The organism is Kribbella amoyensis (assembly GCF_007828865.1).
GTDB lineage: Bacteria > Actinomycetota > Actinomycetes > Propionibacteriales > Kribbellaceae > Kribbella > Kribbella amoyensis.
This window is the reverse complement of the sequence record NZ_VIVK01000001.1, coordinates 2,713,553-2,740,192: the sequence shown is the minus strand read 5'-3', so window position 1 is coordinate 2,740,192 and position 26,640 is coordinate 2,713,553. Positions and strand designations below refer to the sequence as shown.

Genomic DNA, 26,640 nt, shown 5'->3' with positions numbered 1-26,640 from the left:
GGGCTGAGGTCAACCGACTCGAACACCCACGAGGTCAACCGACATGAGCAACCCGGCGACCGTGATCGCCGCGGGTGGCGTCGTCTGGCGTGAGCGCCGCGGCACCCGGCAGGTCCTGCTGGTCCACCGCCCCCGGTACGACGACTGGTCCCTGCCGAAGGGCAAGCTGACTCCGCACGAGCACGTCCTGGTGGCCGCCAGACGCGAGATCGAGGAGGAGACCGGGCAGTCGGTCGTCCTCGGCCCGCCGGTCGGCGTCCAGCGGTACGAGGTCCGCAAGAACGGCGGCACCGTGCCGAAGCTGGTGCACTACTGGTCCGCGCAGGTCCTGGACGACGAACGCGGGTTCGAGCCGAACGACGAGGTGGACCAGCTGGAGTGGCTCAGCGTGGACAAGGCGGCCAAACGGCTCAGCTATCCCCGCGACGTCGACATCCTGAACAACCTCGAAGCCGTGATCCCCGTGGTCTCCACGGTCGTACTGCTGCGGCACACGCCGGCGACGAAGCGGAAGGACTGGTCCGGCAAGGACACAGCCCGCCCGTTGACCGACCGGGGCATGGTGGCGGCCGACCAGCTCGTCCCCGTCCTGGAGGCGCTGGGCGTGAACAGGGTGATGAGCAGTGACGCCGAACGGTGCGCCGCCACGGTAGCGCCGTACGCCGCGTTCACCGGCAAGAACATCCACCTGCTCCCGGAGATCTCCGAGCGCGGTTACGAGGCGGACCCGACCGGGCTCACCGGACTGGCCGGGCGGGTGTGGAAGCCGGGGAAGATCACCGTGATCTGCTCGCACCGCCCCGTCCTGCCCGCGGTGGCGCGGGAGCTCGGTCTGCGGGTCGGCAAGTTCTCCCCCGGCGCGTTCCTCGTCGCGCACCGCATCGGCAACGGCCGCCTGGTCCCCGAACGTTTCAGCGGTCCCTGAGTACCTCGGCCGCACGCTGAGCCAGCGCCTCGATCCGCGGGTTCAGCCCGTGGAACTCGGCCACGTGCCGCTCCACGATCTCCTGCTCGATCGCCCGCTCGGACCGGTCCAGCTCCGCGAACAACCCGGTCGAGACACCACACCGTACGAAGGCCAGCGCGAACACCACCTCGGCCTGGCTCGGCCGATAAGCGCGAGCCGGGATCGCCGGCCGTATCTCCACCCCTCCCGGTGATCGTGCAGGCGTCGGTACCGGGTCGTGGTGGCCACGGATGATTCCGTACTGCGAGAGGTCACCGCGCGCGTCGAACGTCCGCCCCGCAGGCAGCGCGTACCCCCGTCCGGCCAAGCACGCCGACAACCTGGTGCCGTAGTCGGTCAGGATCGCCGTCACCCGCTTCGCCCGATCCTGGACGAGCGCGTTGCCGAGCTCGGTGTACCGGTCCCGCAGCGCACCCACCTCGCGCGGATCACCCAACTGCGCCCGCGCCGACTGCTCGCACTGCGATGCCACCTGGTAGAACGCCGAGTCCTTGCGAACCACCTCAGCCTGTACGGCGGACGCGGGCGCACCGAATCCGTACCGGCGCGCCTCCACCTCGGTCCGCGGAGTCACCACCGGCCGCAGCAGCGCGACGGCCACCGCGCCCGGTCCGGTGGCGACGGCTCGCTCTTCGGGATAGCCGGCCGCGGCGAGGCAGTCGGTGAACAACACGAGATCCGCCTTCTCCACCTGCTGGAGATCGGCCCGCCGGAACAGCTCGAACGGTTTCGCCCCGGCCGGCAACGGCGGCAACTCGGCCGTCACCGGAACAGGTTGTCGAGTGCCACAGGCAACCAATCCGAACAGCCCGAGCACGATCACCGCGATTCGGAACACCAGGTCCTCCCAGACCAGTCGAACGACCGCGGGGACCGGCCCCGGCCCGGTCCCCGCGACCTTGCGAGGTGGTCGATCCGGTCAGCAGGCGCTGCGTGTGTGCCGTCCGTTCTCGTCGTTCAGGTCGTACGCGAACGCGGACCAGGTGGTGGAGCGGGCCGGGAACTGCCAGCTGTCGTTCACCCAGTCGCCGGACTCGGTCACGCAGACCGCGCTCACGGTGTCGCGGTTCATGATCGCGCTGGCGTTGTGGTAGAACGGCACACCGTTGTGGAAGTTGCCCTCGGCAGCGTGGTTGGCCGAGCCGTAGTAGAAGTGCCGCTGGCCGCCGGAGCCGTTCGCGTGTTCGGCGAAGCAGATCTCGCCCGAGTTGCAGGCGAGCAGTCCGTCGCCGCGATCGGCGGTCGCGACGGCCGCACCGGCGACGCCCAAGGCCCCCGTCGCGACGATGCCCAGGGTGAGTTTGGTGATTGCGCGCATGGTCCCACTCCCTGTCGTTGTCCTGCGGCCGTCCACGGCCACTGGCAAGAGTCAACCGGAGCTAGGACGCCACGTCCCGTGTCGATCGGACACCTGCGGCCTGTCCGCAAGGACAGTGCACCGGCAGCAACCCTGACCGAACGGCCAGCTGGACCAGGTGCGCGCGATTCCGCGCCTGCAGCTTCGCGAGCAGGTTCGAGACGTGGAACTTCACCACCCGCTCACTGCGGTGCAACCGGGTCGCGATCTCCCGGTCCGTGTTGCCATCAGCAACCAATCGCAACACCGCGTGCTCACTCGGGGTCACGTTGCTCAGAGCAACAGCCACCTCGGCGACCGCCGGCTTCGGTGGTGGCTCGGTCCGGCGCAGGATCTCAGCGGCCAGGGTCGGACTGATCCAGCCACCCGCCGCCCGCCCACTGCGGACCGCCAACAGGCTGTCGCCGATGTCCTCGGCCGTCGACACGATCCCGTCGACGCCGGCCGCGAAGTACCCGCGCACCCTGGCCAGCGACGGAGCCTCCCCCGTGACCAGCGCCACCACCCGCGGCCGCTCTCCAACCGCGGCACCCTCCGCGCAGACGGTCACGAGTTCGCCGATCGAGCCACCCGGCGCCGAGTCGACCAGCACCGAGTCCACCAGCACCAGGTCCGGATGGTCCCGCCTGATCGCCGCCGCCGCGGTCCGGACGCTGTCGGCCGTGCCCGCCACCTCGGTCCGGGCGTGCTCCCCGACCAGCGCCCTGATCCCGGCCCGGACCACCGGGTCCGCCACCACGACCAGCACACCGGCCGGTCCCGTCGGCGCCGTCACGGTCACGCACCCTGTCGGCCTCACGCCACCAGCTCCTCTCGCCGGTCCGGCCGCACCGGCCGGGCGCGCACCGATGAAGCACGGTGTGTCATCGGGCCTCGACATTCTGCGACGGCCCCTGGTCAGGCACAATCGGTTCGACGTTCCTGGAACAGCCGCCGGGGGAGCCGGATGAGGTGAGCGTCTGCGGGTATGTTCCTACGAGGAGGCCGGACGTCCCACCGGGCGCCGGCGGACGGAGAGGTTCGAGGTCGCACCCATGACGACGATGCGAGAGCTGACGCTGATCGGGATCCGGATGGAGTCCCCCAACCGGGCGCCGGTGATGATGCTGCGCGAGACCGACGGCTATCGGTACCTGCCGATCTCGATCGGGTCGGTCGAGGCGACCGCGATCGCGTACGAGGAGCAGGGCCTGCGCCCGTCCCGGCCGCTCACCCACGACCTGATGCGCGACCTGATCGAGGCGTTCGGCGTCCAGATCGAGGCGGTCGAGATCGTCGAGCTGCGGGACGCCGTCTTCTACGCCGAACTGGTGCTCGCCAACGGCGCCCGGGTGTCGGCCCGGCCGAGCGACTCGGTCGCCCTCGCGGTCCGGCTCGGTACCCCGATCCGCTGCACCGAGCAGGTCCTCCGCGAGGCCGGCGTGGCCACGCCGGAGGAGGAGCAGGCCGAGCTCGAGCGGTTCCGGAAGTTCCTCGACGGCGTCGCCCCGGAGGACTTCTCCAGCTGACGGAGAGTAGCCGGGAAGCCCGGCCAAGCGTGACCGATTCCGCCTGAATCTCACGCAGAGTCACGACTCTTAACGCAGTTCACCTGTTGGCCTCCTGGCGGCACGCCAGACGTCGCGATCGCTACCAGAACCGTTCACCGCGCGTTCACCCACGTCGGACCGCCCCGTCACCTCGTCTCCCTACCGTCTGTGGCAGTTCACGAAAGTCTGAATTCCCGCAGAAGGGCAACACTCACGTGTCCGTCAACCGCCTGCTCCGCGTCGGCACCGTCGCCGTGGCCTCCCTCGGCGTCCTCGCTCTGAGCGCCTGTGGCAGTGACCCCGAGCCGTCCGGCTCCTCGAGCCCGTCCGGTTCCAGCTCCTCGACCGGCGCCGACTGCCCCGAGGGCACTCTGAACGCCGAGGGCTCCTCGGCGCAGAAGAACGCCATCGAGGAAGTCATCAGCAAGTACAACGAGAAGTGCGCCGACGTCACGGTGAACTACAACCCGACCGGGTCCGGTGCGGGCATCAAGCAGTTCAACGCCAGCCAGGTCGACTTCGCCGGGTCCGACTCGGCCCTGAAGACCGAGGGCAAGGACGGCGCCGAGTCCGAGGCCGCCGCGGCGGCGAAGCGCTGCCAGGGCAGCCCGGCGGTGAACCTGCCGATGGTGATCGGCCCGGTCGCGGTCGCGTACAACGTCGACGGCCTGGACAAGCTGATCCTGGACGGCCCGACCGCCGCGAAGATCTTCCAGGGCACCGTGAAGACCTGGAACGCGCCGGAGATCGCCAAGCTGAACCCGGGCGTCACCCTGCCGTCCGCGCCGATCACGGTGTTCTTCCGCTCCGACGAGTCCGGCACCACCGAGAACTTCACCAAGTACCTGGCCGCCGCCGGCGGCGGTGCCTGGAAGGGTGAGCCGGCCAAGAAGTGGACCGGCACGGGCGCCGGCAAGGAGAAGTCCGCCGGTGTCGCCGAGGGTGTGAAGAGCACCAAGAACGCGATCACCTACGTGGAGTGGTCCTACGCGGTCGACAACAAGCTGGGCGTCGCGCAGATCGACGCGGGCGCCGGCCCGGTCGAGCTGACCGCCGAGTCCGCGGGCAAGGCGCTGGCCGCGGCCAAGCCGGCCGGTACCGGGTCCGACCTGGCGCTGAAGCTGGACTACGCGACCAAGGCCGCCGGGGCGTACCCGATCATCCTGGTGACCTACGAGATCGCCTGCACCAAGGGCCTGCCGGCCGAGAAGACGGCGCTGGTGAAGAGCTTCCTGACCTACTTCGCCAGCACCGAGGGCCAGGCCTCGCTGACCGAACTGAACTACGCGCCGCTGCCGGAGGAGATCCGGACCAAGGTCGACGCCGCGGTCCAGGCGATCAGCTGACCTCCCCGACACCCCGCAGTACGTCGTGATGCGAGCCCCGGCCAGACCCTCATCGGGAGGCCGGGGCTCGCCTCGTGACCGAGCACGCAGACGACCTCGGCGCTTGGAGCAGCATCGATGAGTACAACAGACGGCACGGCCCCGCCCGACCGGCCGGCCGACGACCCGGCGGACCGGAAGAAGGTGGAGCTCGGCCCGGTCGGCCACCTGGGCGACCGGCTGTTCTCCGGCCTCGCCCACACCTCCGGCGGCCTGGTGGTCGCGATCGTGGCCTTCGTCGGCATCTTCCTGCTGGCATTGGCGATCCCGTCCCTGGCCAAGAACGAGAGCAGTTTCCTCTTCTCCCGGATCTGGGAGCCCGGCGGCAACCCGCCGAAGTTCGGCATCGCGGCGCTGTTCTACACCACCGTGATCAGCTCGATCATCGCAATGGTGATCGCGGTCCCGATCGCGGTCGGCGTCGCCCTCTTCACCACCTACTACGCCCCGAAGCGGCTGGCCGCCCCGGTCTCGCACGCGATCGACCTGCTGGCCGCGGTGCCGTCGATCATCTACGGCCTGTGGGGCATCCTCTTCTTCGCCCCGATCCTGCGGCCGGTGATCAACGGCCTGTCCTCGGCGCTGGGCTGGCTGCCGGTGTTCGAGAAGCCGATCGGCGACAACGTCGGGGTGGTGTTCACCGCCTCGGTGGTGCTGGCGATCATGATCCTGCCGGTGGTCACCGCGATCAGCCGGGAGATCTTCGCGCAGACCCCGGTCACCCACCGCGAGGGCGCCCTGGCGCTCGGCGCGACCCGCTGGGAGATGATCCGGATGGCGGTGCTGCCGTACGGCCGGTCCGGCGTGGTCAGCGCGTCGATGCTCGGCCTCGGCCGCGCGCTCGGTGAGACCGTCGCGGTGCTGATCATCCTGTCGGTCCCGAACGGCAACGACCCGTGGGACCCGTCGATCTTCGCCGGCGGTGAGACGTTCGCCTCGAAGATCGCCAACAACGCGGCCGAGTTCGACTCGCCCGAGAAGACCGGCGCGTACATCGCCGCCGGCCTGGTGCTGTTCGTGGTGACCTTCCTGGTCAACTCGGCGGCCCGGGTGATCGTCGCGCGCAGTACGCCGGGCGGGAAGCGCAACCGCCGGATCCGCCGCATCGGCGACAAGCCGAAGACCGAAGGAGCGACGGTATGAGCAGCACGCTGGCCGCCAACCGGCCCGCCTACGACGGCAAGACGCTCGACCTGACCGGCAAGTCCGGGGCCCGCGCGGTGAAGAACACGCTGGCCACGATCTTCATCGTGCTCGCCTTCGTGATCGCGCTGATCCCGCTGTTGTGGATCCTCTGGACCGTGGTCAGCAAGGGGTACCACCTGCTGCTGGACGCGAACTGGTGGGGCCAGTCGCAGCGCGGGGTGACCGTCCGCCGCGAGGGCGGCGGCGCGTACCACGCGATCATGGGCACGTTGATCATGGCCCTGATCACCGCGGTGATCGCGGTCCCGATCGCGATCCTCGGCGCCATCTACCTGGTCGAGTACGGCAAGGGCACCAAGGCCGCGAAGGCGGTCAGCTTCACCGTGGACATCCTCACCGGTGTCCCGTCGATCGTCGCCGCGCTGTTCGTCTACGCGGTCTGGATCACGGTGTTCGGCTTCAACCGGGTCGGGTTCGCCGTCTCGCTGTCGCTGGTGCTGCTGATGCTGCCGGTCGTGCTGCGGTCCACCGAGGAGATGCTGAAGCTGGTCCCGGACGAGCTCCGGGAGGCGTCGTACGCACTCGGGGTGCCGAAGTGGAAGACGATCCTCAAGGTGGTCGTGCCGACCGCGTTCGGCGGCATCGTCACCGGCGTGATGCTCGGCCTGGCCCGGGTGATGGGTGAGACCGCGCCGCTGCTGATCCTGGTCGGCTACTCCAAGAACATCAACCTGAACCCGTTCGACGGGTTCATGGGCGCGCTGCCGACGATGATCAACCAGGACCGGACCGAGCTGGCGCTGCAGCCGGCCGCGGACCGGGTCTGGGCGGCCGCGCTGACGTTGATCCTGCTGGTCCTGCTGCTCAACCTGCTGGCCCGCGTGATCGCGCGGTTCAGCACCATCAAGTCGAAATAGCGAGAGGTTCCGATCTGATATGGCCAAGCGCATCGAGGTCAGCGGCCTCAACGTCTACTACGGCGACTTCAAGGCCGTCGAGGACGTGTCGATGACGATCGAGCCCCGCTCGGTCACGGCGTTCATCGGCCCGTCCGGCTGCGGCAAGTCCACCTACCTGCGCACCCTCAACCGGATGCACGAGGTGATCCCCGGCGCCCGGGTGGAGGGCAAGGTCGTGCTCGACGACCAGGACCTGTACGCCCCGGGCATCGACCCGGTGGCGGTCCGCCGGGTGGTCGGCATGGTGTTCCAGCGGCCGAACCCGTTCCCGACGATGTCGATCTTCGACAACGTCGCGTCCGGGCTGAAGCTGAACGGCGTCAAGGACCGCAAGAAGCTCACCGAGGTCGTGGAGACCTCGCTCAAGGGCGCGAACCTGTGGAACGAGGTCAAGGACCGGCTGGACAAGCCGGGCGCGGGCCTGTCCGGCGGTCAGCAGCAGCGGCTGTGCATCGCCCGGGCGATCGCGGTCGAGCCCGAGGTGATCCTGATGGACGAGCCGTGCTCGGCGCTGGACCCGATCTCCACGCTGGCGATCGAGGACCTGATCGAGAAGCTGAAGGACCGGTTCACCGTCGTCATCGTCACCCACAACATGCAGCAGGCGGCCCGGGTCTCCGACCAGACCGCCTTCTTCAACCTGGCCGCGACCGGCAAGCCCGGCCGGCTGATCGAGATGGGCCCGACCAAGCAGATCTTCTCCAACCCGGGCGAGAAGGCGACCGAGGACTACATCACCGGCCGGTTCGGCTGAGCCCTCGGAGAAAAGGCGCCATGGGCACCATGGCGCCTTTCGCCTTGTCTAGAAGAGATTTCGCAGGATCCCGTAGACCGCCATCACGCCGAGGAAGGCGAGCGGGACGATGCGCTGCAGCCGGTCACCAGGGCGAGGCCGCGGCAGACGGAACCAGCCGAGCCGCTCGGCCGTCCAGGTGAGCAGCATGTATCCCACCAGCAGCGCCACGATCGGCAGCACCACGAACATCGGCGGGTTGTACCACCAGGCCCGGACGACGTCCCCCTCCAGCAGGGCGGCCGCCATCCGGGTCGTCCCGCAGAACGGGCAGTTCAGCCCGGTGACCGCGTGGAACGGGCACGGCAGCCCGATCCGGCCACCGGACAGACCGTTGACCGCGGCAAGCACCGCGCCGCCGGCCAGCACCCCGGCCAGCCCGAGCACCCGCCGGTCCAGCGGTTCCACGGAGTGGACCAGCTCGGACTTGGCGCCGGGGTCGCCCGTGGCTCTAGGGTGTGCCGGATACATGGATCCACGGTAAACCGTCCGCGGTGACCGTGATCCGGACTCTCCGGAGCGGCTCATGGCCGGTGAGCCCTCGAATCGCTAGCCTGCTATGACTCCTCACCAAGATCAGAAGGGACCGTCGTGAGCACTCCGACGCCACCACCGGGTTACGACCCGCAGGACCCGAACCAGTCGGGCGAGCCGAACCAGACGCCTGACCAGCCGGGCCAGTACGGTCAGCAGCCGGGGCAGTACGGACAGTCTCCGCAGGACGGACAGTCTGGCGGTTACCCGGGCCAGCCCGGCCAGTACGGTCAGCCGGGGCAGCAGTACGGGCAGCAGCCCGACCAGTACGGGCAGCAGCCGGGTTATGGCCAGCAGCCTGACCAGTACGGCCAGCAGCCCGGTTACGGGCAGCAGCCGGGCTACGGCCAGCCGGAGGCGTACCCGGGTCAGCCGGGCGGCGGCCAGTACGGCCAGGCCCCGGGTCAGCCGGGCCAGCCGGGCGGCGCGTACGGCCAGCAGCCGCAGTACGGCGCCAACCCGTACGGCCAGCAGCCCTACGGCGGGTACGGCTACGCGGGGGCCCAGGGCAACCTGGCCACCTGGCCGGTCCGCGTCGGCGCGTTCCTGATCGACGGCATCATCGTCGCGATCCCGAGCTGGATCGGGAACCTGCTGACCGGCGGGGACTCCTCCGGCGGCACGGTGATCGGCCTGGTGTTCAGCCTGATCGCGCTGGGTCTGTGGGTCTACAACCGCGTCATCCAGCAGGGCAAGACCGGTCAGAGCTGGGGCAAGAAGGCGGTCGGCCTGAAGCTGGTCGCCTCCGACACCTCGCAGCCGATCGGCCCGGGCAAGGCGTTCCTTCGCGACATCTGCCACATCCTCGACAGCCTGCCCTGCTACCTGGGCTACCTGTGGCCGCTGTGGGACGAGAAGAAGCAGACCTTCGCGGACAAGATCGTCAGCACCTCCGTCTACAAGGTCTGACTCTCGACGGCGCCGGCCGGGGACCGATGGTCCACTCCGGCGCCGTGCATCGCGATCTCCGGACGCCGTGGCCCCTGTGGGCCACGGCGTTCTTCGTCTGGGCGGGTCCGCCATACTGCTGACGGATCCGGAGCGCCCCGAAAGGAACCCAGTGAGCACCCCACCCCTCAACCCGAACGACCTCCCCCAGGACCGGCCCTCGTACCCGGGCCCGTCTGCCTCGGGCCCGTCGCAGCCCGGCGGACCGTCGATCCCCGGCCAGCAGGCGTATCCAGGTCAGCAGGCGCACCCGGGACAGCCGGGGCAGTTGGCGCACCCCGGTCAGCCCGGTGGGTACGGGTCCGGTGCGGCGCCGGCGTACAACCCCTCCCAGCCGGGCTACAACCCGTACGGCGGGATGGGCGGGTCCGGGTACAACTACGCGCCGCCGGGGACGCTCGCGGGCTGGGGTTCCCGGGTCATCGCCTCGATCCTGGACTCGTTGCTCGCCCTGATCCCGGTGGGGATCGCGCTGCTGGTCGCGCTGACCATCTCGGGCAGCATGGAGCAGATGAGCGACGGCGCGTCGACCGTGCTCTCGGTGGGCTACATCGCCTTCTTCCTGGTGGTGATCTGGAACCGGATCATCCGGCAGGGCAAGACCGGCCAGTCGATCGGCAAGAAGATCGTCGGCCTGAAGATCGTCGGCGCGGATAGCGGCCAGCTGATCGGGATCGGCCGCACCATCGCCCGGGAGCTGTGCGCCGGGTTCTTCAACTACTTCTGCTTCCTCAACTCGCTCTGGCCGTTGTGGGACAAGCAGCAGCAGACCTGGCACGACAAGGTCGCCTCGGACCTCGTCATCAAGCTCTGACCCCAGGCGCACCCCCTCGACCCGGAACGGACCCGGCATGAGCACACCCACACCCCCGGACGACGACCGCCCGCAGGACCGTCCCCAGGACCGCCCGCAGGACCTCCCGCACGAGCCCGGCACCGGCCGACCGGAGGCCGGACAGCCCGAGGAACAGCCTGGGTACGGCCAACCGCCGTCGTACGGCCAACCGGGCTACGGGCAACAGCCCGGGTACGGGCAGCCTGGGTACGGGCAGCACGGGTACGGACAGCCGCCGCTGCCCGGACAGCAGAGCTACGGGCAACAGCCTGGTTACGGCCAGCCCGGGTACGGGCCGCAGGGCTATGGGCAGCCGGGCTACGGGCAGCCGGGCTACGGGCAGCAGGCGTACGGCGTGCAGAACCCGTACGGCGACGGATACGGCTACGGCGCGCTGCAGGCCGAGCTGGCCGGGTGGGGTTCCCGGGTCGGCGCGTCCCTGCTCGACAGCCTGGTGATCGGTGTCCCCGGCCTGGTCACCTACGTGGTCTTCATCACGAACGTGTTCTCCCGCTCCGAGAACCCGTACCCCGACGACGAGCCGCAGGCCTGGGCGGTGCTCGTGTTCCTGCTCGGCATCGTCGCGAGCATCGGCCTGTGGGTGTGGAACCGGGTGATCCGGCAGGGCAGGACCGGCCAGAGCATCGGCAAGTCCGCGCTGAACATCAAGCTGGTCGGCGCCGACACGTACCAGCCGGTGGGCCCGGGCAAGGCGTTGCTGCGCGACATCCTGCGCTCGATCTTCGACCAGGCCTGTCTGCTCAACTCGCTCTGGCCGTTGTGGGACGACCGGCGGCAGACCTGGCACGACAAGGTGATGAACACCTACGTCGTCCGCGCCTGACCCACCTCAGCAACGCCGGCTCAGCGCGACAGCAACAGCCCCGCACACGCGACGGACCACAGCACGCTGGTGAAGGTCCCGATGATGAACCGTTCGGCGACCGCCTGCGGGGTGACCGACGCGGGCTGGTCCGGGCTCCGCAGCTCCGGGTACCGGGCCAGGCCCTTGATCGCCAGCACGATAGCGAGCCCCTCTGGCCAGCCGGCCACCACCGACGCGAAGATCGCGGCCCGCTCGAGGCAGCCGATCAGCGCGCCGCCACGGAGTACCTCACCGGCCTTCTGAGTGGACTGGGCTCGCGTGTTGCCGCGGTCGACCAGGGCCAGTACGGACGTCGTCAGCGGGCCACCACCGGCCACCGCGAGGACAGCGCTGACCAGGAGCAGTACGTTCCACCAGGCCTCGCGCCAGCCGACCACACCGTCGCCCGCCAGCAGCAGGATCGCGTTGGCGAACAGGCAGGCCACCATCACCGAGCCCACGACGATCTCGCGGACAGAGCCGGCCGGGAAGATCCAGCCGAGGAACGCCAGGATCACGCCGACCGCGGCCAGTGACAGGACGAGCGCCGTCATGCAGCCGCACCGGCGTCGAGCAGTTCGGCCGCGAGGACCCGGCCGCGTTGCTCCTCGGCGAACCCGGCCGCCTGTGCCCGCTGGGTGACCGCGGACTGGCTGATCCCCAGCTTCACGCCGATCTCGCGCCGGGTGAGCCCCTCGGCGAGCAGGTCGGCGACCGCCCAGCCGCGCTCACTGCGTCGGCGCAGGACGAAGGCCATCAGCCACAGCACCGTCTCGGCCTGCTCGGCGGCGCGCGCGTTCTCGCCGACGACGTTCACGTGGTGCGGACTCGACTTGGCCCTGGTCACCGCCTCGCGGGCGTTGACGAACGCCGGTCCGCTGCCGGCCCTGGTACTGCGGGGAAGCGGCCAGACGACCTCGCCGAACCCGAGGCCGACGCTCCACTGGTCCGAGCGGAGCAGCTCGACCACGACGTCGATCGCGGCCCGGGACTCGGAGAAGACGCCCTGCACCTCGTCGCCCGCGGTCCGCTCGAACTTCCGCAGCAGTCCGTTCCGGCGGGGCCGCCGGTTCAGCGTGGTCAACAGCTCGGGCACGAGATCACTCGTACTCCGGCTGGCCCGCTGGTCCACCGTGAGCACGTAGACCACCGGCCGCACCTCCCTTCCCAACGCATGATTAAGGCTACAGTCTTATTCACGTAGCGTGAAGGAAAAAACCTGAAGCGGTTCACCCCATCACTCCCCGTGATCGCCCCGCTGGTCGCCGTCGCTCAATTCTCCGCTCAGATCCGCCGCTGCGCGCGCCGACTCACCCCCTCATCTTCACCCCCGGTGAGGGTGCTCCCCCGGACCCCGGCGCGCCGAGCCCGAGGGAGCCCAGGGTCAGTCCGCCATCGGCAGATACAGCTGGGAGTCGTGGGCACGGAACGTGTCGGACATCTCGGCCAGCCCGGTCTCGATCGCCTCCGGCGTGGTCAGGCCGCGCTCCTCGGCGTACTTGCGGATGTCGGCGGTGATCCGCATCGAGCAGAACTTCGGCCCGCACATCGAGCAGAAGTGGGCCGTCTTCGCCGGTTCGGCCGGCAGCGTCTCGTCGTGGTACGACCGGGCCGTGTCCGGGTCCAGCGAGAGGTTGAACTGGTCCTCCCAGCGGAACTCGAACCGCGCCTTCGACAGTGCGTCGTCCCAGTCCTGCGCCCCCGGATGCCCCTTGGCCAGGTCGGCCGCGTGGGCGGCGATCTTGTACGTGATCACGCCGGTCTTCACGTCGTCGCGGTCGGGCAGGCCGAGGTGCTCCTTCGGGGTGACGTAGCAGAGCATCGCCGTGCCCAGCCAGCCGATCTGGGCCGCGCCGATCGCGCTGGTGATGTGGTCGTACGCGGGCGCCACATCAGTTGCCAACGGCCCCAAGGTGTAGAACGGCGCCTCCCCGCAGAGTTCCTCCTCGAGCCGGACGTTCTCGGCGATCTTGTGCATCGGCACGTGGCCGGGTCCCTCGATCATCACCTGGACGTCGTGCGCCCAGGCGATCTTGGTCAACTCACCGAGGGTCCGCAGTTCCGCGAACTGGGCCGCGTCGTTGGCGTCCGCGATACTGCCCGGCCGGAGCCCGTCGCCGAGCGAGAACGTCACGTCGTAGCTGCGCAGGATCTCGCAGAGTTCGGCGAAATGCGTGTACAGGAAGGACTCCTGGTGATGCGCGAGGCACCACGCGGCCATGATCGAACCACCGCGCGACACGATCCCGGTGACCCGGCGGGCGGTCAGCGGTACGTAGCGCAGCAGCACGCCGGCGTGGACGGTCATGTAGTCGACGCCCTGCTCGCACTGCTCGATCACGGTGTCGCGGTAGACCTCCCACGACAGCGCGGCCGGGTCGCCGTTGACCTTCTCCAGCGCCTGGTACAGCGGGACGGTGCCGATCGGGACCGGCGAGTTGCGCAGGATCCACTCCCGCGTCTCGTGGATGTTCTTGCCGGTGGACAGGTCCATCACGGTGTCGGCGCCCCACCGGGTCGCCCAGACGAGTTTCTCCACCTCCTCCTCGACCGACGAGGTGACGGCGGAGTTGCCGATGTTCGCGTTCACCTTCACCAGGAATTTCTTGCCGATGATCATCGGCTCGGACTCCGGGTGCCGGTGGTTCGCCGGGATCACCGCGCGGCCGCGGGCGACCTCGGCGCGGACGAACTCGGGGTCGACGCCTTCCCGGACCGCGACGAACCTCATCTCGTCGGTGATCGTCCCGGCCCGCGCGTGGGCCAGCTGGGTGAGCGGTGCGCGGGTCGCGATCCACTCCTGCCGCAGCTTCGGCAGGCCCGCCTCGACGTCGATCTCGGCCGCCTCGTCGGTGTACGGGCCGGACGTGTCGTACAGGTCGAAGTGCTCGCCGTTGGTGAGGTGCACCCGGCGGGCGGGGACGCCCAGCTCGCCGCGGTGGATCTTCTCGGAGCCCGAGATCGGGCCGGTGGTGACGGCCGGACGGACCTGGGCCGTGGTGGTACCGATGGTTGTCACGATGCTGCTCCCTACGCCGGAATTACCCGGACAGGTTCGGCGGTCGGCGGCGCCGGTTCGCCCAGCCTGCCCGGTCTCCCGGTCCAGGGGTGCGCAGTCCAGCCGCCCTCTCAGCCCACTTCGGTGCGAGCTCCCGCGGTATCAACTCTTACCGCCGTCCACCCTAACCAAAGCCGCGTGCCGGACGCCGCCGGTCCGGCGAGGCGGACCTCCACCACTCACAGTGAGGATGATGGGTGTGGTCCCCCGCGGTGGTCGTCCTGACTCAAGCACTCACTGACTTCGGGTCTTGAATTGGATATGTCGGTCGACCACTGCGGGGGTCACGTGCACTCACCGGACGAGGGGTCTGTGACCTCATAGGAGCCTGTGCCAGCAGGCACCCATCACTGTCTTGTCCGCTCGCCTCGGCTGGTGCGTGCCGCCCTCATCCCTAGCCAGTGGAAGGACGGCAGTACCCACCATGCCACGAGCAGAGGCCCGGTCCCAGGTCGAGATCACCGGTGGTGTCGACACCCACCGAGACACTCACACCGCGGCCGCGATCGATCAGACCGGCCGGATGCTCGGCCATGCCACGTTTCCCACCACCCGGGCCGGCTATGCCGCGCTGCTGGCCTGGCTGCGGTCGTTCGGGCGGCTGGTCCTGGCCGGAGTGGAGGGCACCGGCGCCTACGGGGCCGGTCTGACGACCTATCTGAGCGAGCAAGGCATCACGGTCGTCGAGATCGACCGGCCGAACCGTAAGACCCGCCGCCGGGCCGGGAAATCCGACCCGATCGATGCCGAAGCCGCCGCCCGCGCCGCCCTGGGCAAAGTCCGCACCGGCACCCCCAAAAACCGCGACAGCCAGGTCGAGGCGCTGCGGAACCTGCGGGTCGCCCGCACCAGCGCCGTCGACCAACGCGCCGGCTGCATGCGCCAGATCAAAGCCCTGATCGTGACCGCACCCCATGGTCTGCGCGACCAGCTACGAGGCCTCACCACCGCCCGCCTGATCCACACCTGCCGCAACCTGCGACCCGATACCACCCAGATCGGCGTCCCCGAACAAGCCGTCAAAACCGCGCTGCGTTCACTGGCACGCCGCTACGCCACCGCCCAACAAGAGATCGCCGAGCTCGACACCCTCATCACAGCCCTGATCGAAACGATCAACCCGGCCCTTCTCCAGCTCACCGGAGTCGGCCCCGACATCGCCGGGCAGCTCCTGGTCACCGCCGGCCCCAACCCCGAACGGATCCACTCCGAAGCCGCCTTCGCGATGCTCTGCGGCGCCGCCCCCATCCCCGCATCCTCAGGCCAAACACAACGCCACCGCCTCAACCGCGGCGGCGACCGCCAAGCCAACAAAGCCCTCTACCTCATCGTCATCAACCGACTCCGCTGGGACCCACGCACCCACACCTACCTCGCCAAACGCACCGCCGACGGCCTGTCCAAAAAAGACACCATCCGCTGCCTCAAACGACTCATCGCCCGCGAGATCTACTACACACTCCGCCAAACACAACCCACCACCAACAAGCAACCAGCCACTACTTGACATCCATAGGAGCATCCAACCCGGCGCCGACCCGCCAGGGCGCCCGCGGCCATGCCCGCCGGACCCGGCCGTCGTGGTGGTGGCGGAGGTTGGTGAGTGCTGGGCGTCCGTGCGCTCGGTCACGCCGACGGATCGGCGTGCCGCGCGGCCCGAGCCGGTAACGTCGGGGGATGCGAGACCTCGTCTACCCGCCGGTGATCGCCTTCGCGCGCACCGCGTTCAAGGTGCTGGACCTGCGGTTCCTGATGTCCGGCACCGAGCACGTACCGCGGACCGGCGGCGCGGTGATCGCGCTCAACCACATCAGCTACGTCGACTTCGTGATCGGCGGGTACGGCGCGTACCCGAGCGGCCGCCGGGTCCGGTTCATGGCCAAGGAGGTGCTGTTCCGCAACCGGTTCTCCGGTCCGCTGATGCGCGGCATGCACCACATCGCCGTGGACCGCTCGGCCGGCGCGGCGTCGTACCGGGAGGCGATCCGGTACCTGGGCGAGGGCGAGGTGGTCGGGGTGTTCCCGGAGGCGACGATCTCCCGGTCGTTCGAGCTCAAGGAGTTCAAGTCGGGCACCGTCCGGATGGCCGCCGAGGCGGGCGTACCGGTGATCCCGATGATCCTGTGGGGGACCCAGCGGATGCTCACCAAGGACCACCCGCGCGACTTCTCCCGGCACCGCCCCGTGTCGATCACCGTCGGCGCCCCGATCACGGTGACGCCCGAGGACGACGCCGTGGAGGCGACCGCCCACCTGCGGACCACGATGGCCGGGATGCTCGACCAGACCATCCGCGCGTACCCCGAGCAGCCCGAGGGAGCCTGGTGGCTGCCCGCTTCGTACGGCGGTGGGGCACCGACCCCAGAGGAGGCGGCGCGGCTCGACCAGGAGGAGCTGGACCGCCGCCGCACCCGCCAGACCAAGGGCGGCGCGGACTAGGCCACCACCCAACCGCGGACAAGGGCTTGACCGGGCGGCCGGGCTCGGAGTACCAAAGCGTCTGGCGTCGTAATGGATCTGGGGGGTCCCACTCGACAGGCCGGTGGTTCGGGCAGAACCACCATCTGGTCTGCAGGCGGGGGGAAGGTCCTTGTTCGTTTCAGGGGAAGAGCTGCATCTCTTCGAGCCCGGCACGTTGCGGATCCCACCGCACGTCGCCGAGGAGATCCCGGACGCCGGTGACGTGTTCCTCACCTGGGCGAGCCAGGATCTGCGACCGGAGCAGGCGCGCGAGATCGAGTCCGCGGTGAACGGCCGCCGGTGCCAGAACGGCTGGTTCCCGCTGGAGCGCCTGGACACCGTCGGCCAGCGTGGCTTCTGGCGGGGACCGCTCGGTTTCCTGGCCCGGATGACCGCCGGCGATCCCGAGGTCCTGCGCGGCTGGGCGACCCGTGGCCTGGCCGGGAACGGCGCCGAGACGGAGCGGATCCGCCGGGTCGAGGCGACCGCGAACCACCTGCTGTTCACCCAGGGACACGCGGCCGCGGCGACCTGGGTGATGGCGGTGCGGCCGCAGGCGTTCCTCGACCTGACCGCCCTCGGCGACGACCTGTCCGGTGGCTGGGAGACCTGTCTGGCCACCCTGCGGACGAAGGACGTCGCCAAGGCGGTCCGGCGCTGGAACCGCTGACCGCTACTCGAGGATCAGGTGCGCCAGGCCGTAGCAGGCGGCGGCGACGACCCCGGCGGCCGGGATGGTGAGGACCCAGGCCATCACGATGCCCTTCGCCACCCCCCAGCGGACCGCGGACAGCCGCTTGGTGGCACCCGCGCCCATCACGGCCGAGGTGATCGTGTGGGTGGTCGACACCGGCGCGTGCAGGCCGATCGCCATCACGTACAGCACCGACGCGGCCACCGCCTCGGAGGCGAACCCGCGGGCCGGGTCCAGGTGGATGATCCGGCGGCCGAGCGTCCGCATGATCCGCCAGCCACCCGAGTAGGTGCCGAGCGAGATCGCGGTCGCGGCGGCGATCTTGACCCAGATCGGGATCCCGTCACCCTCGTTGACGTGCCCGGTGCTGAGCAGGGCCAGGAAGATCACGCCCATCGTCTTCTGGGCGTCCTGGAGGCCGTGGCCGAGCGCCATCGCGGCCGCCGACAGCGACTGGGACAGCCGGAAGCCGCGGGTGGTCTTGCCCGGGTTGCTGTGCCGGAAGAGCCACAGGATCCCGGTCATCAGCAGGAACGCACCGAGGAACCCGATCGCCGGTGACAGCACCATCGGGATGACGACCTTGTCGACGATGCCGGACCACAGCACCGTGCTGGCCGAGGCGATCCCGGCGCCGACCAGGCCGCCGATCAGCGCGTGCGACGACGAGCTGGGCAGGCCGAAGTACCAGGTGATCAGGTTCCAGGTGATCGCGCCGACGAGCGCCGACAGCACCACCACCAGGCCGTGCTGTCCCGCCGGGGTCTCGATGATGCCCTTGCCGACCGTCTCGGCCACCTCGGTGCCGAGGAACGCGCCGAGGAAGTTCATCACCGCGGCCATCAGCAGCGCGACCCGCGGCGTCAGCGCACGGGTCGAGACGGAGGTCGCGATCGCGTTGGCCGCATCGTGGAACCCGTTGGTGTAGTCGAAGCTGAGCGCGATCACGATGACCGCGATGACGAGCGCGAGCTCCACGCTCAGCTCTCCTTGACGGCGATCTGCTCGACCGTGTTGGCGACGTGCTCGAAGGCATCGATGGCGGCCTCCAGCAGGTCGACCACGGTCTTCAGCTTCATCACTGTCAGCGCGTCGAACTCTCCGCTGAACAGCTTCGCGACGATCCGGCGGTGCACCGCGTCACCGGTGTTCTCCAGCCGGTTGATCTCGATCCAGTACTCCGCCAGGTCCTTCATCGTCCGCAGCCTCGGCATGGTCTCCGCCGTCAACGTGGCGGCCCGCTGCAGCACCTCGATCTGCTCGGCGATCTCCTCCGGCAGCTTCTCGAGCGCGAACAGGTGGACCGTGTCGACGGCCTCCTCCATGTAGTCCATCACGTCGTCGAGGTCGGAGGCCAGCCGGTAGATGTCCTCGCGGTCGAACGGCGTGACGAAGGTCGAGTTCACCCGGCGGATGATCGAGTGGGTGGTCTCGTCGGCCGCGTGCTCCGCGTCCTTCATCTGGGCCGCGATCTGGTGACTGGCCGACAGGCCCGTCCCCGCGGTGCTGCCGAGCAGTTCGGCGAGGATCCTGGCTCCGTCGACGAGGTGGTTGGCGGACTCGGTGAAAAGGTCGTAGAACGTCGGGTCGTTCGGACGCAGACGTAACGGCACTTCAAGCTCCGGTTGAACGAGGGACAAACCGTGAACATGCTAGGGGCAACGGACCGCTGACATCGCATCCGCAGGGTCAACGTACCGCGAGACGGTGACCACATGGACGCAGCGCGACCGTTCCGTGACCGGCTGGTGTCATCGGGTGAGCACCGCGTAAAGATCGAACACTCCCACCACCAGTACCAGACCGGCCGCGGCCCGCAACACCCTCTCACGGCCCTGGAAGTCCGGCGGATGGCCCTCGCGCGTCCCGGTCCGGAAGACGGCGCCGACCGCCGCCCAGCAGGCCAGCGCGAGCACGATCACCACGATCCCGAGCCCGAGCCGGACGTTCGACGTGTTGTGACCGGACGCCAGCAGCAGAACACCGTTCGCGATCAGCCCGAGCGAGGTCCGGCGCCAGGCCAGCAGGGTGCGCTCGGTCTGCAGCCCCGGATCCCGGGTCATCGCCAGACCGTGAACAGCAGCCCGACCAGGCCGACCACGGCGATGGTTGCTCCGAGCATCAAAGGGAGCCTGGTCAGCGGTAGTGGAGCGCCCTGCCGCATCGCCAGGATGTTCTGCCGCCAGCGGCGGAAAGCGCCTGCCGTGGTGACGATCCCGGCCAGCACCAGCACCACGCCGATGATCCGGCCGGCCCAGTGACCCGGCCCGATGTCGAGGAACTGCACCGCGGACAGGCCGCCGGCATAACAGGCGAGTGATGTCCGCAGGTACGCCAGGTAGGTGCGCTCGTTCGCCAGCGTGAAGCGGTAGTCCGGCTCGTCGTCCGGGGTCGGGGCGGTCATCCGCAGCTCACCAGGCCGCGCCGCTCCTTCAGGGTCAGGACCCGGCGGACGCTGTCCTGCAGCTTGCCCGCGAACGCCTTGTCCCGCTCGGCTTTCGTCACCAGCGCGTCCACCATCGCCGAGGTCAGCGACGCCTTCGCGGTGATCACGACGTCACCGCCTGCCGCGACGAAGCGGGTCGCCCGCTCCCCCGCCGGGACGGACGCCACCTCCGCGGCCGCGCCGACGTCGTCGGTGATCACCACGCCGCCGTACTTCAGGTCGCCGCGGAGCATGCCCTGCACGATCGTCGGCGAGAACACCGCCCGGTTGTCCGGGTCGATCTTCGAGTACGTGACCGTGGACACCATCACCATGTCGCTACCGGCCTGGATCCCGGCCGCGAACGGCGCGAGGTCGTCGTCGTCACGCACGGTGCTGTCGTCCACCACCCCGGAGGAGAAGTCCGTGTTGCCGCGGACCTGACCGAGGCCGGGGAAGTGTTTGACCGAGGTCATCACGCCGGCCGCGTCCATGCCCTTGACGAAGGCGGTGACGTGCTGCGACACCGGGCCGGGCGTACTGCCGTAGCCGCGGTCCAGGGCACCGATCGGGGCGTTGTCGTCACCGAGCGACTTGGGTACGACGTCGGCGACCGGGGCGAGGTCGAGGTTCACGCCGGCCTGCTTGAGCTGGGCTCCCCAGCCACGCGCCTCGCTGGTCAGCTTGGCCGGCGACCAGGTGGCCTGGACGGTGGCGGCCGGGATCCGGTCGAAGCCGGGGCCCTTGAGCCGCTGGATCTTGCCGCCCTCCTGGTCCGCGGCGACGAACGGCTTGATCCCCTCCGTCGTACTGGTCGAGGAGGCGGACGCCATCTCGGTCCGGGTGTGGGACGCGCTGCCGCCAGGCCCCATCAGCAGGAGACCGCCCGGTTTCTGCGCGCGGACGACGGCTCGTTCGGAGGAGGTCATCCCGTTCGAGCTGATGCCGGTCATGATCAGCTGGGCGGCCCGCTCTCGCAGGGAAAGTGCGGCCAGCTTCTGGTCCACGCAGCTCGCCGCCGGCGGCTTGCTAGGTGTGGTGGTCGTACTCGGCGACGTCGACGGGGTCGCGCTGGTCGTGGGGGTCTCGCTGGGCGTGACCGGCACCGTCGACGAGGGGACCGTACTCGGTCCGGCGGTGGGCGAACCGCTGTCACCGCAGCCGGCGAGCAGGAGGACGGCGACTGTGGCGACCGTGGCGCCGGGCAAGATCTTCATCGACGCCATTCTTACCGATCCGGGTCAGCGCTTCTCCCAGCTGGCGCTGTCGTACGTCCCGCCGGAGTGCCGGGCGAGCGTGGCGCAGATGTCGTACAGCTGCTCGACCTGCTCCTCGCTCAACGCGTCGAACACCGAGGACCGGACCGTCTCGACGTGACCGGGCGCGGTCTCCTTCAGCTTCTGCCGGCCCGCGTCGGTCAGGATCGCGACCTGGCCACGCCGGTCCGACTCGATCCCCTCCCGACGGACCCAGCCGACCTGTTCGAGCCGGTTCACCGCATGCGACAGGCGGCTGCGGGAACCGAGCGTGGACACGGCCAGCTCGCTCATCCGGAGCCGGCCGTCGGCCGCGTCGGACAGCCGGACGAGGATCTCGAAGTACGTGTGTGGCATCCCGGCGTCGCGCTGGAGCTGCTGCTCGATCCGGCCGTTCACCACCCGTTGGGCCGCGATGAACGCACGCCAAGCCTGCTGCTCCTGCTCGTTCAGCCATCGCGGTTCCGCCATGGTCGCAGCGTAGTCATGTCGAAGGGGTTGCGCGCGTCTCCGCCACCCCCTGTCGCCGATCGCGAAGGCGGATCATCAACACCGCCACAGCGCACACCGCCATACCGCCCACAGCCAGTAGGCCGATCGTCTCGTGGAAGGCCAGGAACGCCAGCAGCATCGTGGTCGGCGGCACCAGGTAGAGCAGGCTGCTGATCCGCGTCGCACCGGTCAGCCGCAGGTTCACCAGGTACAGCCCCCAACCACCACCCGTCGACAGCACCACGAGCCAGAGCGCGGCCGCGTAGAAGGACTGCTCCGCGGGAACGGTCAGCTGTCCTGTCGCCAGGGTGACGGTCACGAAGAGGACGCCGGACACCATGCACTGCACGCACAACGCGTCCAGCGAACCTATGGACGGCTTCCGCTGTCGCTCAAGACACGTGCCCGCGACCAGACCGAGCAAACCGCCCAACGGCAGGAGGAAGAGCACCAGCGAGGTATGCCCAGCGCCGAGATCGTCGGCGACCACGAGCGCCACTCCGCCAAGACCCAGGGCGAGGCCGATCCACTGGCGCGGGCTGACGCCTTCGCCGAGAAGGGGGCCCGCGACCGTGGCGATCAGGAGCGGTTGCAGCGAGCCGATCAGCGCGGTGAGTCCAGCGGGGATGCCATGGTCGATGCCGAGGAAGATCAGGCCCAGATAGACGAACTGGGTGAGGAACGCCATCCCCGCATGCGTGACCAGGTCTCCCCGGGTGATCCGGGGACGGCGGATCAACAGGATCACGGCCGCCACCGAAGCCGCGATCAAGAAGCGCCACGCGAGCAGGTCGAACGCCGAGGAGTACGACGTCCCCCAGCGTGCGCCGATGAAGCCGGAGCTCCAGAAGACGACGAATCCCGCGCCGGCCAGGACCGGGATCGCGCGGTAGCCGGCGGTCCGCGGTCCGGGCGGAGCCAGGGTCTCGGTGGTCATGACGAGAACGGTAACCACACCGGTCGGTATACTGTCAGTATGGTTGCTCAGCAGGCGAGACCCGGACTGCTGGTCCAACGTGTCGGCGCCGAGCTCCCGGCCAAGCCGCTCACCCCTGCCGGTGAGCGGATCATGGTGGCCGCGTCGGCGTTGTTCTACGACCAGGGCATTCGTGCGGTCGGGGTTGATGCGATCGCGAACGCCGCCGAGGTGACGAAGAAGACGCTGTACGACCGGTTCGGGTCCAAGGACCAGCTCATCGCGGCGTACTTGGAGCGCCGGAACAGGCGGTGGCACGGGTTCCTGGACGAGCAACTGGCGCACCGTGAGCCGTCGACGCCGGAGGAGGTCATCCTGGCGTTGTTCGCGGCTCTGACCGACTGGATGGCCGAGTCGCGCCGTGGCTGCGGTTTCATCAACGCGAGCGTGGAACTGGCGGCCCCGGATCATCCGGCGATGCCCGTCATCGTCGGGCAGAAGCAGTGGATGCGCTCGGAGTTCGCGGCCCAGGCCGAGCAGGCCGGATTCGCCGACGTCGAGGAGCTCGCGGATCGCCTGCTGCTCCTGCACGAGGGCGCGTTGGTGAGCTACCGCGTGGCCGCGATGGAGCACGCCCCCGAGGTGGCGCAGCGGGCTGCCGCGGATCTGCTGGCCGGCTGGCCGCGGAGGTCTTAGCTCCGCTTGGCGACGGTCAGGCCGACGAGGCGGGACACCACCATCGCGACGTACCCGAGGCCGGCGAGCTGTTCGAGCATGACGACGGACCGGCTCCACGAGGTGATCGGCACGATGTCGCTCAACCCGGTGCTCGACAACGTGGTGAAGCTGAGGAACAGCAGCTCCATCCAGGTCCGGTCCGCCGCCGGGTTCACCGCCGCCGTGAAGCTGCCCGGGTCGAGCGCCTGGACGAACACGAAGACGTACGCGAACCCCCAGGCCACCAAGGTGAAAGTGGCGCCGGTCGCGTAGAGCTCGTCCACGCTCACGTCGTGGTCCGACAGCATGTACCGCAACAGGCTGTACGCCGCGTAGAAGTAGAACGCCGCGTGGAAGGCGGCCGAGATCGGCACGATCACCTCGATCGGCCGCAGCGCGTCGACCAGGGACAGCACGACCGCCGGGATACCGAGGCAGACGCTGACCCAGGTGAGACCGGGCGTCGCACGGACCGAGAAGACAGCGAGCACCAGGACGACGATGCCGAGCGTCTCGAACGCGACCCGGCCGCCGCGGGAGCCCTCCATCGCCGGGTACACGAGCACGCCGAGCAGCTGGACGACGAGCAGGATTGCCGACGGATGCCGCCGCGCGCTGCCGAGGAAGGTCATCTGCGGGCCTCTTCGGCTTGTCTCGCTCGCGTGTCCTCGTCGGCGGCGCGCCGGCCGGCCTCGTTCTGCGCCGCGATGTGCGACAGCGACAACCGGGTGTCCGCGGTCGAACGCGACGCCGGGTGGTCGGACATGGTCTCCTCGCAGCTTCGTCGAGACGGATCGGGCGCCCGCAGACTATCGGCCACGTTGTCCACAGCCTCGAAGTTCCCCGAAGAACGGGGGTCGCATCCTCGTACTTTCTGGGTCGAGGAGGTGGAGACCATGACCATCCAGGACACATCCACCGAACGTGCCGACGGCAACCATTTCGTACTCACCCCGCTCACCCGGGCGCAGACCACCCAGCTGGTCCGGCTGTGCACGGACGCGGCGGGCGACCGCGGGCTGCGCGCCCGGTACGACGGGGCCGGCGGTCTCGAGCTGATCCCGGGGCCGTCGCTGTCGGGCCTTCCAGGGCTCGATCCCCCGATCGTGGCCGGGCTGACGAATCTCGCCAGGATCGTGGCCCCCCATCGGCAGCACCGCTGGCCCCAGCTGGTGGCCGACCACTTCGACCGATTGCGCCACCAGCTGGTCGACGGACCACCGTCGCCACCCGCCGATCCCGAGCGCGAGCTGTTGCTGCGGTTGACGCCGCGCGCCGCTCTGCCCGCGGACTGGACCGCCGACCTGCCCGACTTCCTGCCGGGACTCGTCGCGGTGCCCGCGACGGAGGACGACGGCGTGATCACGATGCACCTCGACGCCGCCGACTACGGCATGACCCGGACCGAGGCGCAGGAGGTCGGGCTGGCGAACCTTCGCCGGCTCACCGACGAGGTCGAGTACGTCGAGCACGACGGTGCCCGGGTGGCGGTGCTCAGCGGCTCCACGTTCACCGCTTCACGGGCGCTCGTCCTCGACACGGTGCTGGCCGAATCGCTGCAGGTGCCGGATCCCGAGTACGGCGTGCTGGTGGCCTTGCCGGTGCGCGGACTGTTGCTGGTGCACGTGGTGACCGACCTGTCCGTACTGCCCGCTCTCGCCACGATGCTGGGGATGTCGTTGCGGACCCATGCCGAGCACCCTGGCCCGCTGACGCCGTGGGTCCACCTGGTCACCGGGACCAGCTGGCAGTCGGCGACCACCCAGACGCCCGACTTCCGCGACCTGCGGTCCTCGGCCGCGTTCCACGCCCTCGTCCAGAGCCTGCCGCACTCTCGTCCCGAGCGGCCCGAGTAAGGGAGAGTCGAACCATGCACCCGACAGACCTGCGGAAGCTCTTCGCCGATGCCGCCGGCCACGCAGCGATGTACCGGCAGTCCCTGTCCGAACGCAGGGTCCGGTCGCCCAAACCGTTCAGCGAGGTCGGCGCGGACTTCCGGCGCCCACTCGGCGACGCACCCCGACCGGCGGACGAGGTGGTCGACGAGCTCGTCGCCCTGGCCGAGGGCGGCATCGTCGCCAGTGCCGGACCGCGGTACTTCGGCTTCGTGACCGGCGGCGCCCTCCCGGCCGCGACCGCCGCCGAGATCCTGGCCGCCGGCTGGGACCAGAACGCGATGAGCAGCATCCTCTCCCCGGCCGCCGCTGCCGCCGAGCAGGCCGCCGCGGACTGGTTGAAGGATCTGCTCGGTCTGCCGTCGACGGCGTCCGCCGGGTTCGTCACCGGAGCCCAGGGCGCGAACACGGTCGCCCTGGCGGCGGCACGGAACCACGTCCTCGCCCAAGCCGGCTGGGACGTCGAGACCGACGGCCTGATGGGTGCGCCTCGGGTGCGGATCCTGGCCGGCGACGAACGGCACGCCACCATCGATCGCTCCTTGCGGTTGCTCGGCTTCGGATCCGGGTGCCTCGAGCTGATCCGGACGACGGCCAACGGCGTGATCGACCTCGACGACCTCCGCGGCAGGCTCGCCGGTCAGACAGGACCACTGATCGTCTGTCTCCAGGCGGGCAACGTGAACACGGGTCATTCCGACGCCCTCGGCCCGGCCGCCGAGATCGTGCACGAGTACGACGGCTGGGTGCACGTGGACGGCGCGTTCGGGATGTGGGCCGCTCTGAGTCCGGAGCTGCGGGACCAGGTGGCCGGTCTCGAGCTGGCGGACTCGTGGGGGTGTGACGGGCACAAGTGGCTCAACCTGCCGTACGACAACGGGTTCGTGTTCACGGCGCACCCGGATGCTCATGCGAGTGCGCTGGCCTATACGGCGTCGTACCTGGTGTCCTCGGGCGAACGGGAGCCGGGCGACTACGCGATGGAGTCCTCGCGGCGCGCTCGTGGGCTGGCCGCCTGGGCCGGGCTGCAGGAGCTGGGGCGCGACGGTCTGCGCGAAGTGGTGGACCGGTGCTGCGTGCTGGCTCGGCGGTTCGCGGAGCAGCTTGCGGCCGCGGGCTGCGAGATCGGGAACGACGTGGTGCTCAACCAGGTGCTGGTGTCGTACGGGGACGACGCGGAGACCGATGCGGTGATCGCCGATGTCCAACGAGCGGGTGTCTGCTGGATGGGCGGGACCACCTGGCGCGGCCGGCGGTACATGCGGATCTCGGTGTCCAACCACCTGACCACCGAGCGCGACGTGGACCAGTCGGTGGAGTCGATCCTGGCGGCCCGGAGCATGTTGCCTCAGACAACAACTGGACGACGCCCGGCTGAGCGGGCGCCGTCCAGTGCCGGTCCGGAATGA

Annotated in this window: 31 protein-coding genes; 15 read left to right on the top strand and 16 right to left on the bottom strand. The window is 69.6% G+C overall.

All coding sequences use genetic code 11. From position 1 onward, the window contains the following. Positions 1-43 precede the first annotated feature (43 nt). Positions 44-925: an NUDIX hydrolase gene (locus FB561_RS13025; protein WP_145806415.1), complete on the top strand. Its 882-nt coding sequence runs from the start codon at positions 44-46 to the stop codon at positions 923-925. Here FB561_RS13025 and FB561_RS13020 read toward each other — a convergent pair. The 3 genes from FB561_RS13020 to FB561_RS13010 all read right to left on the bottom strand — a co-directional run bounded on the left by FB561_RS13020 (position 912) and on the right by FB561_RS13010 (position 3,123). Continuing rightward, complete coding sequence (locus FB561_RS13020) at positions 912-1,733, bottom strand: hypothetical protein (protein WP_145806413.1); 822 nt, start codon at positions 1,731-1,733, stop codon at positions 912-914. The genes FB561_RS13025 and FB561_RS13020 overlap by 14 nt on opposite strands. A 153-nt stretch (positions 1,734-1,886) precedes the next feature. Beyond that, complete coding sequence (locus FB561_RS13015) at positions 1,887-2,285, bottom strand: hypothetical protein (protein ID WP_145806411.1); 399 nt, start codon at positions 2,283-2,285, stop codon at positions 1,887-1,889. 61 nt (positions 2,286-2,346) lie between these two features. Then, the gene (locus tag FB561_RS13010) at positions 2,347-3,123 is read right to left on the bottom strand and encodes a response regulator transcription factor (protein WP_145806409.1); all 777 of its coding nucleotides are present in this window, start codon (positions 3,121-3,123) and stop codon (positions 2,347-2,349) included. 235 nt (positions 3,124-3,358) lie between these two features. On the opposite strand from FB561_RS13010, the gene FB561_RS13005 reads away from it, so the two are divergent. From FB561_RS13005 to pstB, 5 genes are all read left to right on the top strand, one after another. Next, complete coding sequence (locus FB561_RS13005; RefSeq protein WP_145806407.1) at positions 3,359-3,832, top strand: bifunctional nuclease family protein; 474 nt, start codon at positions 3,359-3,361, stop codon at positions 3,830-3,832. 236 nt (positions 3,833-4,068) lie between these two features. After that, the gene (gene pstS / locus FB561_RS13000; protein WP_145806405.1) at positions 4,069-5,199 is read left to right on the top strand and encodes a phosphate ABC transporter substrate-binding protein PstS; all 1,131 of its coding nucleotides are present in this window, start codon (positions 4,069-4,071) and stop codon (positions 5,197-5,199) included. A gap of 117 nt (positions 5,200-5,316) precedes the next feature. After that, complete coding sequence (gene pstC / locus FB561_RS12995) at positions 5,317-6,381, top strand: phosphate ABC transporter permease subunit PstC (protein ID WP_145806403.1); 1,065 nt, start codon at positions 5,317-5,319, stop codon at positions 6,379-6,381. Continuing rightward, entirely contained in the window at positions 6,378-7,301 is a 924-nt protein-coding gene (pstA, locus tag FB561_RS12990; protein WP_145806401.1) for a phosphate ABC transporter permease PstA, read from the top strand. The genes pstC and pstA overlap by 4 nt, the downstream gene beginning before the upstream one ends. A 19-nt stretch (positions 7,302-7,320) precedes the next feature. Next, a complete protein-coding gene (gene pstB, locus FB561_RS12985) occupies positions 7,321-8,097 on the top strand; it encodes a phosphate ABC transporter ATP-binding protein PstB (RefSeq protein WP_145806399.1) in 777 nt (258 codons plus the stop codon). Positions 8,098-8,145: 48 nt separating this feature from the next. Here pstB and FB561_RS12980 read toward each other — a convergent pair whose 3' ends face one another. Next, positions 8,146-8,607 (bottom strand): DUF2752 domain-containing protein, encoded by a 462-nt coding sequence (locus tag FB561_RS12980; protein ID WP_145806397.1) that lies wholly within the window; start codon positions 8,605-8,607, stop codon positions 8,146-8,148. A gap of 120 nt (positions 8,608-8,727) precedes the next feature. On the opposite strand from FB561_RS12980, the gene FB561_RS12975 reads away from it, so the two are divergent. From FB561_RS12975 to FB561_RS12965, 3 genes are all read left to right on the top strand, one after another. Then, positions 8,728-9,579, top strand: a complete 852-nt coding sequence (locus FB561_RS12975; RefSeq protein WP_145806395.1) for an RDD family protein — start codon at positions 8,728-8,730, stop codon at positions 9,577-9,579. Positions 9,580-9,730: 151 nt separating this feature from the next. Beyond that, positions 9,731-10,432: an RDD family protein gene (locus FB561_RS12970; protein WP_145806393.1), complete on the top strand. Its 702-nt coding sequence runs from the start codon at positions 9,731-9,733 to the stop codon at positions 10,430-10,432. Positions 10,433-10,469: 37 nt separating this feature from the next. Beyond that, a complete protein-coding gene (locus FB561_RS12965; RefSeq protein WP_145806391.1) occupies positions 10,470-11,297 on the top strand; it encodes an RDD family protein in 828 nt (275 codons plus the stop codon). Positions 11,298-11,317: 20 nt separating this feature from the next. On the opposite strand, the gene FB561_RS12960 is transcribed toward FB561_RS12965, so the two are convergent. The 3 genes from FB561_RS12960 to thiC all read right to left on the bottom strand — a co-directional run bounded on the left by FB561_RS12960 (position 11,318) and on the right by thiC (position 14,337). Beyond that, positions 11,318-11,872, bottom strand: coding sequence for a hypothetical protein (locus FB561_RS12960; protein WP_145806389.1), 555 nt, complete (start codon positions 11,870-11,872; stop codon positions 11,318-11,320). After that, entirely contained in the window at positions 11,869-12,468 is a 600-nt protein-coding gene (locus FB561_RS12955) for a transposase (RefSeq protein ID WP_145806387.1), read from the bottom strand. The genes FB561_RS12960 and FB561_RS12955 overlap by 4 nt, the downstream gene beginning before the upstream one ends. 234 nt (positions 12,469-12,702) lie before the next feature. Beyond that, entirely contained in the window at positions 12,703-14,337 is a 1,635-nt protein-coding gene (thiC, locus tag FB561_RS12950; RefSeq protein ID WP_145806385.1) for a phosphomethylpyrimidine synthase ThiC, read from the bottom strand. A 463-nt stretch (positions 14,338-14,800) separates the two neighbouring features. On the opposite strand from thiC, the gene FB561_RS12945 reads away from it, so the two are divergent. The 3 genes from FB561_RS12945 (at position 14,801) to FB561_RS12935 (ending at position 17,506) form a co-directional block, all read left to right on the top strand. Next, positions 14,801-15,883, top strand: a complete 1,083-nt coding sequence (locus tag FB561_RS12945; RefSeq protein WP_145812809.1) for an IS110 family RNA-guided transposase — start codon at positions 14,801-14,803, stop codon at positions 15,881-15,883. A gap of 170 nt (positions 15,884-16,053) precedes the next feature. Continuing rightward, positions 16,054-16,815 (top strand): lysophospholipid acyltransferase family protein, encoded by a 762-nt coding sequence (locus FB561_RS12940; RefSeq protein ID WP_145806383.1) that lies wholly within the window; start codon positions 16,054-16,056, stop codon positions 16,813-16,815. Positions 16,816-16,966: 151 nt separating this feature from the next. Further along, positions 16,967-17,506, top strand: coding sequence for a hypothetical protein (locus FB561_RS12935; protein ID WP_145806381.1), 540 nt, complete (start codon positions 16,967-16,969; stop codon positions 17,504-17,506). 3 nt (positions 17,507-17,509) lie between these two features. On the opposite strand, the gene FB561_RS12930 is transcribed toward FB561_RS12935, so the two are convergent. The 7 genes from FB561_RS12930 to FB561_RS12900 form a co-directional block, all read right to left on the bottom strand. Further along, complete coding sequence (locus tag FB561_RS12930) at positions 17,510-18,508, bottom strand: inorganic phosphate transporter (RefSeq protein WP_145806379.1); 999 nt, start codon at positions 18,506-18,508, stop codon at positions 17,510-17,512. A gap of 2 nt (positions 18,509-18,510) precedes the next feature. Beyond that, positions 18,511-19,143, bottom strand: a complete 633-nt coding sequence (locus FB561_RS12925) for a DUF47 domain-containing protein (RefSeq protein ID WP_145806377.1) — start codon at positions 19,141-19,143, stop codon at positions 18,511-18,513. Between the two features lie 138 nt (positions 19,144-19,281). Beyond that, positions 19,282-19,593: a DUF202 domain-containing protein gene (locus FB561_RS12920; RefSeq protein ID WP_145806376.1), complete on the bottom strand. Its 312-nt coding sequence runs from the start codon at positions 19,591-19,593 to the stop codon at positions 19,282-19,284. Then, positions 19,590-19,934 carry a YidH family protein gene (locus FB561_RS12915; RefSeq protein WP_145806374.1) on the bottom strand — a complete coding sequence of 115 codons (345 nt, stop codon included), beginning with the start codon at positions 19,932-19,934 and terminating at the stop codon, positions 19,590-19,592. The genes FB561_RS12920 and FB561_RS12915 overlap by 4 nt, the downstream gene beginning before the upstream one ends. Continuing rightward, positions 19,931-21,172: a glycoside hydrolase family 3 N-terminal domain-containing protein gene (locus FB561_RS12910; protein WP_238334792.1), complete on the bottom strand. Its 1,242-nt coding sequence runs from the start codon at positions 21,170-21,172 to the stop codon at positions 19,931-19,933. Before FB561_RS12910 ends, FB561_RS12915 begins: the two co-directional genes overlap by 4 nt. A gap of 24 nt (positions 21,173-21,196) precedes the next feature. After that, positions 21,197-21,682 (bottom strand): MarR family winged helix-turn-helix transcriptional regulator, encoded by a 486-nt coding sequence (locus FB561_RS12905; RefSeq protein WP_145806371.1) that lies wholly within the window; start codon positions 21,680-21,682, stop codon positions 21,197-21,199. A 13-nt stretch (positions 21,683-21,695) separates the two neighbouring features. Then, positions 21,696-22,640, bottom strand: a complete 945-nt coding sequence (locus FB561_RS12900) for a DMT family transporter (RefSeq protein WP_145806369.1) — start codon at positions 22,638-22,640, stop codon at positions 21,696-21,698. Positions 22,641-22,679: 39 nt separating this feature from the next. Here FB561_RS12900 and FB561_RS12895 point away from each other — a divergent pair, with 39 nt between their 5' ends. Next, the gene (locus FB561_RS12895) at positions 22,680-23,315 is read left to right on the top strand and encodes a TetR/AcrR family transcriptional regulator (RefSeq protein ID WP_202880601.1); all 636 of its coding nucleotides are present in this window, start codon (positions 22,680-22,682) and stop codon (positions 23,313-23,315) included. On the opposite strand, the gene FB561_RS12890 is transcribed toward FB561_RS12895, so the two are convergent. Together FB561_RS12890 and FB561_RS37870 are read right to left on the bottom strand one after the other, a co-directional pair. Beyond that, positions 23,312-23,968 (bottom strand): potassium channel family protein, encoded by a 657-nt coding sequence (locus FB561_RS12890; RefSeq protein WP_145806367.1) that lies wholly within the window; start codon positions 23,966-23,968, stop codon positions 23,312-23,314. The genes FB561_RS12895 and FB561_RS12890 overlap by 4 nt on opposite strands. Next, complete coding sequence (locus tag FB561_RS37870) at positions 23,965-24,102, bottom strand: hypothetical protein (RefSeq protein ID WP_170284652.1); 138 nt, start codon at positions 24,100-24,102, stop codon at positions 23,965-23,967. The genes FB561_RS12890 and FB561_RS37870 overlap by 4 nt, the downstream gene beginning before the upstream one ends. Before the next feature lie 130 nt (positions 24,103-24,232). On the opposite strand from FB561_RS37870, the gene FB561_RS12885 reads away from it, so the two are divergent. Then, positions 24,233-25,192, top strand: coding sequence for a DUF1444 domain-containing protein (locus FB561_RS12885; protein WP_145806365.1), 960 nt, complete (start codon positions 24,233-24,235; stop codon positions 25,190-25,192). Between the two features lie 14 nt (positions 25,193-25,206). Beyond that, a complete protein-coding gene (locus FB561_RS12880; protein ID WP_145806363.1) occupies positions 25,207-26,640 on the top strand; it encodes a pyridoxal phosphate-dependent decarboxylase family protein in 1,434 nt (477 codons plus the stop codon).